The following is a 16,035-nucleotide window of genomic DNA, read 5'->3' on the forward strand; positions in this document are numbered from 1 at the left end:
GATCGGGTGAGTACAAAGGAAGCGTCCGTTCCTTGAGAACTCAACAGCGTGCCAAAAATCAACGCCAGATATGTTGATACCCCGTCTCCGGCCGGTTCGGTCGGGACGAGGTTCCTTTGAAAAAACACAGCGAGGACGCTGTGAACCATCGGATCATTCCTCCGGTGGTTCCGCTCTCGTGATGTGTGCACCCGATTACGGGTAAACATTCACGGAGAGTTTGATCCTGGCTCAGGACGAACGCTGGCGGCGTGCTTAACACATGCAAGTCGAACGATGAAGCCCTTCGGGGTGGATTAGTGGCGAACGGGTGAGTAACACGTGGGCAATCTGCCCTTCACTCTGGGACAAGCCCTGGAAACGGGGTCTAATACCGGATACGACGCGCTCGGGCATCCGATGTGCGTGGAAAGCTCCGGCGGTGAAGGATGAGCCCGCGGCCTATCAGCTTGTTGGTGAGGTAACGGCTCACCAAGGCGACGACGGGTAGCCGGCCTGAGAGGGCGACCGGCCACACTGGGACTGAGACACGGCCCAGACTCCTACGGGAGGCAGCAGTGGGGAATATTGCACAATGGGCGAAAGCCTGATGCAGCGACGCCGCGTGAGGGATGACGGCCTTCGGGTTGTAAACCTCTTTCAGCAGGGAAGAAGCGAAAGTGACGGTACCTGCAGAAGAAGCGCCGGCTAACTACGTGCCAGCAGCCGCGGTAATACGTAGGGCGCGAGCGTTGTCCGGAATTATTGGGCGTAAAGAGCTCGTAGGCGGTCTGTCGCGTCGGATGTGAAAGCCCGGGGCTTAACCCCGGGTCTGCATTCGATACGGGCAGACTAGAGTGTGGTAGGGGAGATCGGAATTCCTGGTGTAGCGGTGAAATGCGCAGATATCAGGAGGAACACCGGTGGCGAAGGCGGATCTCTGGGCCATTACTGACGCTGAGGAGCGAAAGCGTGGGGAGCGAACAGGATTAGATACCCTGGTAGTCCACGCCGTAAACGGTGGGAACTAGGTGTTGGCGACATTCCACGTCGTCGGTGCCGCAGCTAACGCATTAAGTTCCCCGCCTGGGGAGTACGGCCGCAAGGCTAAAACTCAAAGGAATTGACGGGGGCCCGCACAAGCAGCGGAGCATGTGGCTTAATTCGACGCAACGCGAAGAACCTTACCAAGGCTTGACATACGCCGGAAAACCCTGGAGACAGGGTCCCCCTTGTGGTCGGTGTACAGGTGGTGCATGGCTGTCGTCAGCTCGTGTCGTGAGATGTTGGGTTAAGTCCCGCAACGAGCGCAACCCTTGTTCTGTGTTGCCAGCATGCCCTTCGGGGTGATGGGGACTCACAGGAGACTGCCGGGGTCAACTCGGAGGAAGGTGGGGACGACGTCAAGTCATCATGCCCCTTATGTCTTGGGCTGCACACGTGCTACAATGGCAGGTACAATGAGCTGCGAAGCCGTGAGGCGGAGCGAATCTCAAAAAGCCTGTCTCAGTTCGGATTGGGGTCTGCAACTCGACCCCATGAAGTCGGAGTTGCTAGTAATCGCAGATCAGCAGTGCTGCGGTGAATACGTTCCCGGGCCTTGTACACACCGCCCGTCACGTCACGAAAGTCGGTAACACCCGAAGCCGGTGGCCCAACCCCTTGTGGGAGGGAGCTGTCGAAGGTGGGACTGGCGATTGGGACGAAGTCGTAACAAGGTAGCCGTACCGGAAGGTGCGGCTGGATCACCTCCTTTCTAAGGAGCACTTCTAAGCCGGGCTTCGGCCTGGTTCAGAGGCCAGAACATCAGCGAATGTCTGATGCTGGTAGCTCATGGGTGGAACGTTGATTATTCGGCACGGTTCAGTATGGGTGAGAGCGCTAGTACTGCTTCGGCGTGGAACGCGAAGCTCATCAACTGACCGGGTCGGGCACGCTGTTGGGTATCTGAGGGTGCGAGCGTTGCTCGCTCTTCACGATGCCGGCCCCGGTGAAGCACTGCGATGGTGGTGTGTGACGGGTGGTTGGTCGTTGTTTGAGAACTGCACAGTGGACGCGAGCATCTGTGGCCAAGTTTTTAAGGGCGCACGGTGGATGCCTTGGCACCAGGAACCGATGAAGGACGTGGGAGGCCACGATAGGCCCCGGGGAGTCGTCAACCAGGCTTTGATCCGGGGGTGTCCGAATGGGGAAACCCGGCAGTCGTCATGGGCTGTCACCCTTGCCTGAACACATAGGGCAAGTGGAGGGAACGCGGGGAAGTGAAACATCTCAGTACCCGCAGGAAGAGAAAACAACCGTGATTCCGGGAGTAGTGGCGAGCGAAACTGGATGAGGCCAAACCGTATGCGTGTGAGACCCGGCAGGGGTTGCGTATACGGGGTTGTGGGATCTCTCTTTCACAGTCTGCCGGCTGTGAGGCGAGTCAGAAACCGTTGATGTAGGCGAAGGACATGCGAAAGGTCCGGCGTAGAGGGTAAGACCCCCGTAGCTGAAACATCAGCGGCTCGTTTGAGAGACACCCAAGTAGCACGGGGCCCGAGAAATCCCGTGTGAATCTGGCGGGACCACCCGCTAAGCCTAAATATTCCCTGGTGACCGATAGCGGATAGTACCGTGAGGGAATGGTGAAAAGTACCGCGGGAGCGGAGTGAAATAGTACCTGAAACCGTGTGCCTACAAGCCGTGGGAGCGTCGGAGCAAGGCTTGCCTTGTTCTCGTGACTGCGTGCCTTTTGAAGAATGAGCCTGCGAGTTTGCGGTGTGTTGCGAGGTTAACCCGGGTGGGGTAGCCGTAGCGAAAGCGAGTCCGAATAGGGCGATCTGAGTAGCACGCTCAAGACCCGAAGCGGAGTGATCTAGCCATGGGCAGGTTGAAGCGGAGGTAAGACTTCGTGGAGGACCGAACCCACCAGGGTTGAAAACCTGGGGGATGACCTGTGGTTAGGGGTGAAAGGCCAATCAAACTCCGTGATAGCTGGTTCTCCCCGAAATGCATTTAGGTGCAGCGTCGTGTGTTTCTTGCCGGAGGTAGAGCACTGGATAGGCGATGGGCCCTACCGGGTTACTGACCTTAGCCAAACTCCGAATGCCGGTAAGTGAGAGCGCGGCAGTGAGACTGTGGGGGATAAGCTCCATGGTCGAGAGGGAAACAGCCCAGAGCATCGACTAAGGCCCCTAAGCGTACGCTAAGTGGGAAAGGATGTGGAGTCGCAGAGACAACCAGGAGGTTGGCTTAGAAGCAGCCACCCTTGAAAGAGTGCGTAATAGCTCACTGGTCTAGTGATTCCGCGCCGACAATGTAGCGGGGCTCAAGCGTACCGCCGAAGTCGTGTCATTGCGATATGTACCCCCAACGGGGATCGTGATGGGTAGGGGAGCGTCGTCTGCCGGGTGAAGCAGCCGCGTAAGCGAGTTGTGGACGGTTGACGAGTGAGAATGCAGGCATGAGTAGCGATACAAACGTGAGAAACGTTTGCGCCGATTGACCAAGGGTTCCTGGGTCAAGCTGATCTGCCCAGGGTAAGTCGGGACCTAAGGCGAGGCCGACAGGCGTAGTCGATGGATAACCGGTTGATATTCCGGTACCCGCTGTGAAGCGTCAAACATCGAACCAGGCGATGCTAAGTCCGTGAAGCCGCCCCGGAGCCTTCGGGCAAAGGGGAGTGGTGGAGCCGACGAACCAGACTTGCAGTAGGTGAGTGATGGGGTGACGCAGGAAGGTAGTCCATCCCGGGCGGTGGTTGTCCCGGGGTAAGGGTGTAGGACGAGTGGTAGGTAAATCCGCCGCTCATTGAGTCTGAGACCTGATGCCGAGCCGATTGTGGTGAAGTGGATGATCCTATGCTGTCGAGAAAAGCCTCTAGCGAGTTTCATGGCGGCCCGTACCCTAAACCGACTCAGGTGGTCTGGTAGAGAATACCGAGGCGTTCGGGTGAACTATGGTTAAGGAACTCGGCAAAATGCCCCCGTAACTTCGGGAGAAGGGGGGCCACACTCGGTGATCCGATTTACTCGGTGAGCTGGGGGTGGCCGCAGAGACCAGCGAGAAGCGACTGTTTACTAAAAACACAGGTCCGTGCGAAGCCGTAAGGCGATGTATACGGACTGACGCCTGCCCGGTGCTGGAACGTTAAGGGGACCGGTTAGCTCACTTTCGGGTGGGCGAAGCTGAGAACTTAAGCGCCAGTAAACGGCGGTGGTAACTATAACCATCCTAAGGTAGCGAAATTCCTTGTCGGGTAAGTTCCGACCTGCACGAATGGCGTAACGACTTCTCGACTGTCTCAACCATAGGCCCGGTGAAATTGCACTACGAGTAAAGATGCTCGTTTCGCGCAGCAGGACGGAAAGACCCCGGGACCTTTACTACAGTTTGATATTGGTGTTCGGTTCGGCTTGTGTAGGATAGCTGGGAGACTGTGAAGCTCATACGCCAGTATGGGTGGAGTCGTCGTTGAAATACCAGTCTGGTCGTGCTGGATGTCTAACCCGGGTCCGTGATCCGGATCGGGGACAGTGTCTGATGGGTAGTTTAACTGGGGCGGTTGCCTCCTAAAGAGTAACGGAGGCGCCCAAAGGTTCCCTCAGCCTGGTTGGCAATCAGGTGGTGAGTGTAAGTGCACAAGGGAGCTTGACTGTGAGACCGACGGGTCGAGCAGGGACGAAAGTCGGGACTAGTGATCCGGCGGTGGCTTGTGGAAGCGCCGTCGCTCAACGGATAAAAGGTACCCCGGGGATAACAGGCTGATCTTCCCCAAGAGTCCATATCGACGGGATGGTTTGGCACCTCGATGTCGGCTCGTCGCATCCTGGGGCTGGAGTCGGTCCCAAGGGTTGGGCTGTTCGCCCATTAAAGCGGTACGCGAGCTGGGTTTAGAACGTCGTGAGACAGTTCGGTCCCTATCCGCTGTGCGCGTAGGAGTCTTGAGAAGGGCTGTCCCTAGTACGAGAGGACCGGGACGGACGAACCTCTGGTGTGCCAGTTGTCCTGCCAAGGGCATGGCTGGTTGGCTACGTTCGGGAGGGATAACCGCTGAAAGCATCTAAGCGGGAAGCCTGCTTCGAGATGAGGACTCCCACCCACTTGATGGGGTAAGGCTCCCAGTAGACGACTGGGTTGATAGGCCGGATCTGGAAGCACGGTAACGTGTGGAGGTGACCGGTACTAATAGGCCGAGGGCTTGTCCTCAGTTGCTCGCGTCCACTGTGTTGGTTCTGAAACCACGAACAACCCCACACCCCTCACGCGGGGGTGTGGTGCGGTTGATTGTTTCATAGTGTTTCGGTGGTCATAGCGTGAGGGAAACGCCCGGTTACATTCCGAACCCGGAAGCTAAGCCTCACAGCGCCGATGGTACTGCAGGGGGGACCCTGTGGGAGAGTAGGACGCCGCCGAACTCCTCTTACAGCTCTGGCTCTTGGGCACTACGCCCAGGAGCCAGAGCTTTTTTGCGTTGAGGTAGGGTCAGGGAGCATCATTGGCTCGTTTTGCACAGGAGGCCCCCGGGTGGAGGTCCAAGAGACCCGAGTCCAGACGGACCGGGTGCTCACCATCCCGAACATCCTCAGCATGGCGCGGCTCCTCGGAGTCCCCGTCTTCCTGTGGCTGATTCTCTGGCCTGAGTTCGGCGGCCCCCAGGTCGACGGCTGGGCGCTCCTCGTGCTCGCCCTGAGCGGCGTCAGCGACTATCTGGACGGCAAGCTGGCGCGACGCTGGAACCAGATCAGCAGCCTCGGCCGGCTACTCGACCCGGCGGCAGACCGGCTCTACATTCTGACGACTTTGGTCGGTCTCACCTGGCGCGAGATTCTCCCTCTTTGGTTGACGGCTGTACTTCTCTTGCGTGAGCTGGTTCTGCTGGTGATGGTCGGCATCCTCCGCCGGCACGGCTATCCGCCGCCACAGGTGAACTTCCTCGGGAAGGCAGCCACCTTCAACCTGATGTACGCCTTCCCCTTGCTGTTGCTCAGTGACGGAACCGGGTGGATCTCGTCACTCGCTGCTATTTTCGGATGGGCGTTCGCCGGATGGGGTACAACGCTGTATTGGTGGGCAGGGATCCTCTACGTGGTTCAGGTCCGCCGACTTGTCGCGGCGGACGCCATGGCCGATTGAGCCCGTCCGATGGGACAGCCGTAGTGGCTCGATGGCCCGCGTCGGAAAAGTGCGGGACAATCTGGGCGGGTGAAGTCGGCTAGACCGTGTCTCTTCAAGGAGGACGCTTCCGACATGAAGGCCGTCGTGATGGCCGGAGGCGAAGGCACACGCCTTCGCCCCATGACCTCGAGCATGCCCAAGCCGCTCCTGCCCGTGGCGAACCGCCCGATCATGGAGCACGTCCTGAGGCTGCTCAAAAGGCATGGGCTCAATGAGACCGTCGTTACCGTCCAGTTCCTGGCGTCACTCGTCAAGAACTACTTCGGCGACGGTGAGGAGCTCGGGATGGAGCTCACCTATGCCAATGAGGAGAAGCCACTCGGTACTGCCGGGAGCGTGAAGAACGCCGAGGAAGCGCTGAAGGACGACGCCTTCCTCGTCATCTCCGGTGATGCCCTGACCGACTTCGACCTCACCGAGCTCATCAATTTCCACAAGGAAAAGGGTGCCCTCGTCACCGTCTGCCTGACGCGGGTCCCGAACCCGCTGGAATTCGGCATCACGATCGTCGACGAGGAAGGCAAGGTCGAGCGGTTCCTGGAGAAGCCCACCTGGGGGCAGGTCTTCTCGGACACCGTGAACACCGGCATCTACGTGATGGAACCCGAGGTCTTCGACTACGTCGAGGCCGATGTTCCCGTCGACTGGTCCGGAGACGTCTTCCCGCAGCTCATGAAGGAAGGCAAGCCGATCTACGGCTATGTCGCCGAGGGCTACTGGGAGGACGTCGGCACGCACGAGAGCTATGTGAAGGCACAGGCCGACGTCCTCGAAGGCAAGGTCGACGTCGAGATCGACGGATTCGAGCTCTCACCCGGGGTGTGGATCGCCGAAGGCGCCGAAGTGCACCCCGACGCCGTGCTGCGCGGGCCGCTGTACATCGGGGACTACGCCAAGGTCGAAGCCGGCGTCGAAATTCGTGAGCACACCGTGGTCGGCTCGAACGTCGTCGTGAAGAGCGGGGCCTTCCTCCACAAGACCGTCGTCCACGACAACGTCTACATCGGACAGCACAGCAATCTGCGCGGCTGCGTGGTCGGAAAGAACACCGACATCATGCGGGCCGCGCGGATCGAGGACGGCGCTGTCATCGGCGACGAGTGCCTCGTCGGCGAAGAATCGATCATCCAGGGGAACGTCCGCGTCTACCCCTTCAAGACGATCGAGGCCGGCGCGTTCGTCAACACGTCGGTGATCTGGGAGTCCCGCGGACAGGCGCATCTCTTCGGTGCCCGTGGCGTGTCCGGGATCCTTAACGTGGAGATCACCCCGGAGCTGGCCGTGCGGCTGGCCGGGGCGTACGCGACGACGCTCAAGAAGGGCTCGACGGTCACCACCGCACGTGACCACTCCCGAGGCGCGCGGGCCCTCAAGCGGGCGGTCATCTCGGCGCTTCAGGCCAGCGCCATCGACGTACGGGACCTGGAGAACGTACCCCTGCCGGTGGCCCGGCAGCAGACCGCTCGGGGCAGTGCCGGCGGGATCATGATCCGGACCACGCCCGGCGTGCCGGACTCCGTCGACATCATGTTCTTCGACAGCCAGGGAGCGGACCTGTCGCAGGGCAGCCAGCGGAAGCTGGACCGGGTGTTCGCGCGGCAGGAGTACCGGCGCGCGTTCCCGGGCGAGATCGGCGACCTGCACTTCCCGGCCAGCGTCTTCGACTCGTACACCGGGTCCCTGCTGCGGAACGTCGATACCACGGGCATCGCCGAGTCGGGACTCAAGGTAGTCGTCGACGCGTCCAACGGCAGCGCCGGACTCGTACTGCCGAGCCTGCTCGGCAAGCTGGGAGTCGACTCGCTGACGATCAACCCCGGCCTCGACGAGTCGAGGCCGACGGAGACGGGCGACATGCGGCGGTCGGGGCTCGTGCGGCTCGGCGAGATCGTGGCGTCGTCGCGGGCCGCGTTCGGAGTGCGGTTCGACCCCGTCGGCGAGCGGCTGTCCCTGGTGGACGAGAAGGGGCGGATCGTCGAGGACGACCGGGCCCTGCTGGTGATGCTCGACCTGGTGGCCGCGGAGCGGCGGAGCGGGCGCGTGGCGCTGCCGGTGACCACCACCAGGATCGCGGAACAGGTCGCCGCGTACCACGGCACGCAGGTCGAGTGGACGACCACCTCGCCCGACGACCTGACCCGGGTCGGCGGCGACGAGACGACCATCTTCGGCGGAGACGGGCGCGGTGGCTTCATCGTGCCGGAGTTCAGCAGCGTCTTCGACGGGACGGCTGCTTTCGTGCGGCTCATCGGGCTGGTGGCGCGGACGCAGCTCACCCTGAGCCAGATCGACGCCCGGATTCCGCGGGCACATGTCCTCAAGCGGGATCTCGCCACTCCGTGGGCCGTCAAGGGGCTCGTGATGCGCCGGGTCGTGGAGGCCGCCGGCAATCGCTTTGTTGACACGACTGACGGTGTGCGGGTCGTGGAGACCGACGGGCGGTGGGTGATGGTCCTGCCGGACCCGGCGGAGGCCGTCACGCATCTGTGGGCCGAAGGGCCCGACGACGCCTCGGCGCAGGCCCTGCTGGACGAATGGTCCTCCGTGGTGGACAGCGCCGGACGCTGAAACACCGCCCCACGCGCGTGCCGGACAAGTGCCCCCAACGGGGCCTGTCCGGCACGCGGGTGGGGCCATTCGGAGGTAGCGGGCCCGACGTGCGACGATGTGCGGCATGCCGCAGCAGCCCCCCGTTCGGAGCACGCCCACGCGCCCGTCGCGTCCGGACGCCTCCATGTCGCTGCTCAACAACGTCATGGACCACAGCCTCGACGACGGGTACGCCGAGGCCGCCGCCCGGAAGAAGGCCGACGGTACCGGGGGCATGCCGAAAACCGTACGGGCGAAACTGGGCCTCGCCGTCGGGCTGGTGCTCGCCGCCCTGGTGGTGACCGTGGGCGCGGCGCAGGCGCGGATCAGCGCCCCGGTGCTGGCCAAGGAACGTGAGGAGCTCATCGACCGCATCCACCAGCAGACCACGGCCGCGGACAAGCTGGAGGACTCCGTCGACGACCTCCGTGACGACGTGAGCGCACGCCAGCGCGAGGCGCTCAAGGACGGCGGCGGCCAGGGCGACCTCGTGGACATCCTGTCGGGCGCCGTCGAGGTGCACGGCCCCGGAGTGAAGCTGGTCGTCAACGACTCGAAGGACGCCAGCCAGGGCGGTGACGGCGACCCCCGTGAGACCTCCGGGTTCTCCGACACCGGGCGCGTGCGCGACCGGGACATGCAGCGGGTCGTCAACGGGCTGTGGGAGTCGGGCGCCGAGGCCGTCTCGATCAACGGACAGCGGCTCACCGCGCTCTCGGCGATCAGGGCCGCCGGCGACGCCATACTGGTCGACAACAAGCCGCTGGTGCCGCCGTACACGGTCCTCGCGGTGGGGGACGGGCAGCGGCTGAGCACCAGGTTCCAGAACAGCCCCGACGGGCTGTACCTGCATGCCCTGCAAGAGAACTTCGGGATCCGGACGAGCATCTCCGTCGAGAGTGACATCAAGGTGCCGGCCGCGCCGAGCGTGATCGTACGAACAGCAGAACCGAGCACTAGGAAGGGCACATCGTGATCGCCGTACTGGGCCTCGTCCTCGGAGTCGTGGCCGGACTGTTGGTCCGGCCCGAGGTACCCGCGGTGGTCGAGCCGTACCTCCCCATCGCCGTCGTCGCCGCCCTGGACGCCGTGTTCGGTGGTCTGCGCGCCATGCTGGACGGGATCTTCGACGACAAGGTCTTCGTGGTGTCGTTCCTGTCCAACGTGGTCGTGGCCGCCCTGATCGTCTTCCTCGGCGACAAGTTGGGTGTGGGGGCCCAGCTGTCCACGGGCGTCGTGGTCGTTCTCGGCATCCGCATCTTCTCCAACGCCGCGGCGATCCGTCGGCACGTGTTCCGGGCGTGAGGCCGATGAGCGACAGGCACGAGACGCCGAGGCCGACGGCGGGCGCGGGCGGCGCCGACGACGACGAGCCGACGACCCGGTTGCGCCGCGAGCTGCCGCAGGAGGTCCCCGTCACGGCCGCCGGAGGGCCCGGCACGGCCGCGCCCGACGAGAAGAACCGGCTGACCGGACGGGAGCGGCTGGCCCAGGGGCTGTGGCCGCCGCGCTTCACACGAGCCCAACTCATCGTGGCCGTCCTGCTGTTCGGCCTGGGCTTCGGCCTGGCCGTCCAGGTGGCCTCCAACAACGACGACAGCGCGCTGCGAGGCGCACGCCAGGAGGATCTCGTACGCATCCTCGATGAACTGGATGACCGTACTCAGCGTCTGGAGGAGGAGAAGCAGGGTCTCGAGGATCAGCGCACCGAGTTGGAGAACAGCTCGGACCAGGCCGAGGAGGCGCGCAAGCAGACGGTCGAGAAGGAAAGACAACTCGGCGTGCTGGCGGGCACCGTGGCCGCGCAGGGACCCGGCATCACGCTGACGATCAACGACACGAAGGGGACGGTCGAGGCGGACATGTTGCTCGACGCGATCCAGGAGCTGCGCGCCGCCGGCGCGGAGGCGATCCAGGTGAACGGCGTACGCGTCGTCGCCAGTACCTATCTCACCGATTCGGGTAAGGGAATCAGTGTCGACGGGAACAAGATCACCCAGCCCTTTCGTTTCAAGGTCATCGGCAACCCGCAGGACCTCGAGCCCGCGTTGAACATCCCCGGAGGCGTGGTGCAGACACTGGAGAAGGAGCAGGCCACCGTGACCGTGGAGCGGGCTGACAAGATCGTCGTGGACGCCTTGCGAGCAGCGAAGCGGCCTGACTACGCTCGGTCGTCCTCCCAGTGAACCGCAGGTGCATAGGGGTCGTCCGGCAAGGGCAAGAGGTTGCGGGGGGTCGGCGCACCGAATGGGTGGTGCGTGGTGGAAACTGTCTGGTGGAAACGGACGTTGTGAGGATGTCCGGGTCGGCCGGTGTGTTCAGTCAGGGTTCGTCCTGCCCCACGGGCGGGTCTGTTTCGGTCAAGGGGAATCGCCCGTGAAGTTGTTTGCGAAGTTGTTCGGCAAGAGCGCGCGAGAGGACAGCGACAACGCGACCTCCCGCCATCGCGCGCAGCCTTCGGAGGCGGAGGGCCAGGGTGGCGAGCGCCCCCTGTTCCGGGACCAGGTCGCTGGTCCGGGCGGTGACATTTCCGGAGGTCAGGGCGCGCCGTCTGTTGACCCTGCCCAGTCGGGCCGCATAGGTTTCGGGGACCCGTCAGCCTCAGGTACGGGTGGAGGGTTTGCCACCGACCCGTATGCGTCCAATGCCCCGGCGGGGCAGCCGCGGCAGGAGGATCCGTCGATGTCGGCCCTGGTGTGTACGAGGTGCGGTAACCGCAACGCGGAGAACAGCCGCTTCTGCTCGAACTGCGGTGCGCCGCTGCGTCCCGGCGCGGTCCCGGAGCGTCCCTCCGAGACGACCTCCACGATCTCGATCTCCGGCCTTGAGGCCTACGACTCCGAGACGACGGGTCAGACGCAGCTGCCGGCGCTCTCGCCGGAGGCCCAGGCCGCCGTCGACGCGCTGCCGCTCGGCTCCGCACTCCTCGTCGTACGCCGCGGGCCGAACGCGGGCAGCCGCTTCCTGCTCGACAGCGACCTGACGACGGCGGGCCGTCACCCGCAGAGCGACATCTTCCTGGACGACGTCACGGTCTCCCGTCGCCATGTGGAGTTCCGCCGGGCCCAGGACGGCTCGTTCACAGTCGCCGACGTCGGCAGCCTGAACGGCACCTACGTCAACCGTGAGCGGATCGACCAGGTCGCCCTGCACAACGGTGACGAGGTGCAGATCGGCAAGTACCGGCTGGTCTTCTACGCGAGCCAGCGGGGTTACTGACCCGCCCCCGGACTCGATCCGGGGGGAATCCCCAGGGAAGGTCCATGCTTCGAACAACGAGCGGTGGTGCCGATCACGGCACCACCGCCGCGGACAGTGGCCTGATGAGCATCGGCTCGGTGCTGAACCTGCTGCGCGAGGAGTTCCCAGAGGTCACGATCTCCAAGATCCGTTTCCTGGAATCGGAGGGGCTCATCGAGCCGCAGCGGACCCCCTCGGGGTATCGCAAGTTCAGCGCCGGGGACGTCGAGCGTCTCGGACACGTCCTGAGGATGCAGCGGGACCACTATCTGCCGCTCAAGGTGATCCGTGAGCACCTGGCGGCCCTGGAACGGGGCGAGGAGGTCCGGCTGCCGTCGGTGGGACGCCAGCGGGACAACGGCGACGGAGAGCGGCTGAGCGAGCTCTTCGGGGAGCCCGAGGAGCCCACCGCCGCCCGGATCGGGCGGGCCGAGCTGCTGGCCGGCGCCGGGATCGGCGAGGAGCAGCTGGCCGAGTGGGAGTCGTACGGGCTCGTGGCGCCGCTGCCGGACGGCACGTACGACGCCGAGGCCCTCACGGTCGCCACGCTTGTGGTGGAACTGGGGCGGTTCGGTATCGAGCCGAGGCATCTGCGGGTGATGCGGGCCGCCGTCGACCGTGAGGCGGGCCTCGTGGAGCAGGTGGTCGCGCCGCTGCGCCGCCACCGCAATCCCCAGACCAGAGCGCATGCGGAGGACCGTACGCGGGAGCTGGCGGGGCTCACGGTGAAGCTGCACGCCGCGCTGGTGCAGAGTGCGCTGGGTGTCCGGCTGCGCTGAAGAGGGGTGTTCGCCTGTGGCGGATCGTTCGGCCTATCGGTGCTCGACTACCCAAACATCCCGAGCACGGCCTAGGGTTGCTGTGTGAACGAGCTCGATGTCGTAGGTGTCCGGGTCGAAATGCCCTCCAACCAACCGATCGTGCTCCTGCGTGAAGTGGGAGGCGACCGTTACCTCCCCATCTGGATCGGGCCCGGGGAGGCCACCGCGATCGCCTTCGCCCAGCAGGGCATGGCCCCCGCGCGGCCGCTGACCCACGACCTGTTCAAGGACGTGCTGGAGGCCGTCGGCCAGGAGCTCACGGAAGTGCGCATCACGGATCTGCGTGAGGGCGTCTTCTACGCGGAGCTGGTCTTCGCCAGCGGTGTCGAGGTGAGCGCCAGGCCCTCCGACGCCATAGCGCTGGCGCTGCGCACCGGGACGCCGATCTTCGGCAGTGACGGGGTGCTCGACGACGCGGGCATCGCGATCCCGGACGAGCAGGAGGACGAGGTGGAGAAGTTCCGCGAGTTCCTCGACCAGATCTCGCCGGAGGACTTCGGTACCAGCAGCCAGTGAGGCCGGGCTGCGGTGGTGTCGGGCCTTGCGGCCGTCGGGGCATCGGGCCCTGGCGCGAGGCCCAGTCGTCGTCGTGCCGCCAAGGGTTCGTGGGCCGTTGGGTCGCGCCGCTGGCGGGCTGCGCGGTCGTGACCGGCGGGACCGGCACCACGTGCCGTCCAGGGCCTACCGGAGCGCCGACCGATGGGGTTGGGTCCGGGGGGTGTCGATCAAGGGGGTGGCGTGACGAGAGTCCGGCACCTGACACATGTCCGTGCGGTGTCCCGGGGTTCCGCTTAGCACATTCGGCTAGCCTTTCCCCGCGGAAGGGCACGGGAAACCACTCTCAGGGTGATTATCACTCGGCGTGCCGAGTGTGGCGGTCGTTGACGCACCCTTGGTGGCTGCCTACCGTCGAGAAGGCAGGTCAAGGACGGAGGTCGGCGTGAGGAACAGCGGCGACGGTACGACTGGGGGTGCCCCCGGACGCAGCCTGGGGGAGAGCGGCTCGTACCCTCCCCCGAGCGCTCGGCTCCGCTCGAGCAGAGGCTATCCCCATCCCGGCGGCCCGGCCGGTCCCGTTCCACAGTTGCCTACGGCTGTCCAGGACGGTTCGGAGGTCGAGTCCGAGCCGTACGAGAAGGTCGGGTACCGCGGCCCCACCGCGTGTGCCGCCGCCGGTATCACCTATCGCCAACTCGACTACTGGGCCCGCACCGGCCTCGTGGAGCCCAGTGTGCGGTCCGCCCACGGGTCCGGGACACAGCGGCTCTACAGCTTCCGGGACGTCGTCGTCCTCAAGATCGTGAAACGGTTCCTCGACACCGGTGTCTCCCTGCAGAACATCCGCACAGCCGTCCAGCACCTGCGGGAGCGGGGCTTCAGCGACCTGGAGCGGATGACGCTGATGAGCGACGGGGCCACGGTCTACGAATGCACTTCGCCGGACGAGGTCCACGCCCTTCTCCAAGGCGGCCAGGGGATCTTCGGGATTGCCGTCGGGGTCGTCTGGCGTGACGTAGAAAGCGCTCTCTCGCAGTTGCACGGCGAGCGGATCGACACGGGTGAGACCTTGGTCCGCCCCAACCCGGCGGACGAGCTGGCGCGCAGGCGCAACCGCGCGGTCTGAGCGGGGCGCCGCGGCGGGTGCGAGCGGGCGGGTTGAGGCGGGCCGGCGTGGTGGGCTGAGGCGGGCCCGACCCGGCGGGCGGGGGCGAGTTCCGAGTGGCGGGCCGGTCCCTCCGGGGCGGGTTCGTGGTCGGCCCGCGACCGAGCCGGTTCGTCAGCGGTGACAGGGGCTCGCCGACGGGCGTGGCAGGGCATTGTCAGTGGTGTAGGGCAGCATCGGAGATGTGAGAACCGCGCCCACGATCCTGCATCTCGACATGGATGCCTTCTACGCCTCGGCGGAGCAGGCGTCCAAGCCGAGTCTGCGCGGTAAGGCCGTCATCGTGGGCGGCCTGGGTCCCCGCGGTGTGGTCGCCACCGCCTCGTACGAGGCCAGGGTCCTCGGGGTGCACTCGGCGATGCCCACGGCGCAGGCCCGTCGGCTCGCGCCGAACGCCGCGTACCTCACGCCCCGCTTCACGTTCTACCGGGCGATCAGCCAGCAGGTCATGGGGCTTCTGCACGCCTTGTCGCCGCTGGTGGAGCCCCTGAGCCTGGATGAGGCGTTCGTGGACCTGGAGGCCGGGGGAACGGCCTGGGACGAGGCCTCCGCGCGTGGGACGGGCGTGCGGCTGCGTCAGGAGATACGTGAGGTCACCGGGCTCACCGGGTCCGTGGGGCTCGCCGCGTCCAAGATGCTCGCGAAGATCGCCTCCGAGCAGGCCAAGCCGGACGGCCTGGTGCTCATCGAGCCCGGCACCGAGCGGGCACTCCTCGGGCCGATGTCCGTGCGGATCCTCCCCGGAGTCGGGCCGGCCACCGGGGACCACCTGCGGCGCGCGGGGATCACCACCGTCGAGGAGATCGTGGAGGCCGGCGAGGACGAGGTCGTACGGCTGCTGGGGAAGGCCCATGGGCACGGCCTGTACGCGATGGCATCGGCACGTGACGACCGGGCCGTGGTCGCCGAGCGGGACGCGAAGTCCGTGTCCGTGGAGGACACCTACGACGTGGACATCCACGACCGGGTGCGGGTCCGGCTGGAGGTGCAGCGGCTCGCCGACCGGTGTGTGCGGCGGCTCAGGGGCGCCGGTCTGTCGGGGCGGACGATCGTGCTGAAGGTGCGGCGGTACGACTTCTCGACGCTGACCCGGTCCGAGACGCTGCGGGGGCCGACGGACGACCCGGCCGTGGTGAGGGAGGCCGCGGCCCGGCTGCTGGAGGCCGTCGACACCACCGGTGGGGTGCGGCTGCTGGGGGTCGGGGTCAGCGGGCTTGCCGACTACACGCAGGAGGACCTGTTCGCCCAGGCCGCGGGGGAGCCGGAGCTGCCGGAGGAGGACGCGGTGGAGGAAGCCGTCCCTGACGAGGGCGTGGGGCAGGCCGTCGAGCGTCGGTGGTCGGCCGGGCACGACGTGCGGCACTCCGTGTACGGGCACGGCTGGGTGCAGGGGAGCGGGCTCGGGCGGGTCACCGTGCGGTTCGAGACGCCCGAGGACAAGGAGCCGGGGCGGGTGCGGACGTTCCGGACGGACGACCCGGATCTCGAGGCGGTGGATCCGCTGCCGCTGGTCCCTGGCGGGCCGGTGCGACCGTCGGAGGTGGTGCCCGTGCCGGGGCCGGGAACGGAGCATGAGGGAGGGGC

At 65.2% G+C, this 16,035-nt stretch carries 10 protein-coding genes and 3 rRNA genes; all 13 read left to right on the plus strand.

Features of this window, described 5'->3' with window-relative positions; all coding sequences use genetic code 11:
• The first annotated feature begins 208 nt into the window (after window positions 1–208).
• Window positions 209–1,735 (plus strand): 16S ribosomal RNA (locus AOK15_RS17885).
• 311 nt (window positions 1,736–2,046) lie between these two features.
• Window positions 2,047–5,169, plus strand: a 23S ribosomal RNA gene (locus AOK15_RS17890).
• A gap of 92 nt (window positions 5,170–5,261) precedes the next feature.
• Window positions 5,262–5,378: ribosomal RNA gene (gene rrf, locus AOK15_RS17895) — 5S ribosomal RNA — on the plus strand.
• The 16S, 23S and 5S rRNA genes sit together here, the layout of an rRNA operon.
• A gap of 109 nt (window positions 5,379–5,487) precedes the next feature.
• Window positions 5,488–6,096, plus strand: coding sequence for a cardiolipin synthase ClsA (gene clsA, locus AOK15_RS17900; protein WP_055517953.1), 609 nt, complete (start codon window positions 5,488–5,490; stop codon window positions 6,094–6,096).
• A 114-nt stretch (window positions 6,097–6,210) separates the two neighbouring features.
• The gene (locus tag AOK15_RS17905) at window positions 6,211–8,706 is read left to right on the plus strand and encodes a mannose-1-phosphate guanyltransferase (RefSeq protein ID WP_055517954.1); all 2,496 of its coding nucleotides are present in this window, start codon (window positions 6,211–6,213) and stop codon (window positions 8,704–8,706) included.
• 97 nt (window positions 8,707–8,803) lie between these two features.
• The gene (locus AOK15_RS17910; RefSeq protein ID WP_107099437.1) at window positions 8,804–9,703 is read left to right on the plus strand and encodes a DUF881 domain-containing protein; all 900 of its coding nucleotides are present in this window, start codon (window positions 8,804–8,806) and stop codon (window positions 9,701–9,703) included.
• The gene (locus AOK15_RS17915; protein WP_009343209.1) at window positions 9,700–10,032 is read left to right on the plus strand and encodes a small basic family protein; all 333 of its coding nucleotides are present in this window, start codon (window positions 9,700–9,702) and stop codon (window positions 10,030–10,032) included. The genes AOK15_RS17910 and AOK15_RS17915 overlap by 4 nt, the downstream gene beginning before the upstream one ends.
• A 5-nt stretch (window positions 10,033–10,037) precedes the next feature.
• Window positions 10,038–10,913: a DUF881 domain-containing protein gene (locus AOK15_RS17920; protein ID WP_055517957.1), complete on the plus strand. Its 876-nt coding sequence runs from the start codon at window positions 10,038–10,040 to the stop codon at window positions 10,911–10,913.
• A gap of 61 nt (window positions 10,914–10,974) precedes the next feature.
• The gene (locus tag AOK15_RS42275) at window positions 10,975–11,946 is read left to right on the plus strand and encodes an FHA domain-containing protein (protein WP_079058547.1); all 972 of its coding nucleotides are present in this window, start codon (window positions 10,975–10,977) and stop codon (window positions 11,944–11,946) included.
• 44 nt (window positions 11,947–11,990) lie between these two features.
• Complete coding sequence (ftsR, locus tag AOK15_RS17930) at window positions 11,991–12,746, plus strand: transcriptional regulator FtsR (RefSeq protein WP_055517959.1); 756 nt, start codon at window positions 11,991–11,993, stop codon at window positions 12,744–12,746.
• Between the two features lie 84 nt (window positions 12,747–12,830).
• Entirely contained in the window at window positions 12,831–13,304 is a 474-nt protein-coding gene (locus tag AOK15_RS17935; protein WP_028797289.1) for a bifunctional nuclease family protein, read from the plus strand.
• 424 nt (window positions 13,305–13,728) lie between these two features.
• Window positions 13,729–14,412: a MerR family transcriptional regulator gene (locus AOK15_RS17940; RefSeq protein ID WP_185093796.1), complete on the plus strand. Its 684-nt coding sequence runs from the start codon at window positions 13,729–13,731 to the stop codon at window positions 14,410–14,412.
• A 223-nt stretch (window positions 14,413–14,635) separates the two neighbouring features.
• Window positions 14,636–16,035: DNA polymerase IV (locus tag AOK15_RS17945; protein ID WP_055517962.1), on the plus strand; the 1,400-nt coding region annotated here is incomplete at its 3' end.

This window comes from Streptomyces ossamyceticus, from assembly GCF_001418475.1.
GTDB classification, from domain to species: Bacteria; Actinomycetota; Actinomycetes; order Streptomycetales; family Streptomycetaceae; genus Streptomyces; species Streptomyces ossamyceticus.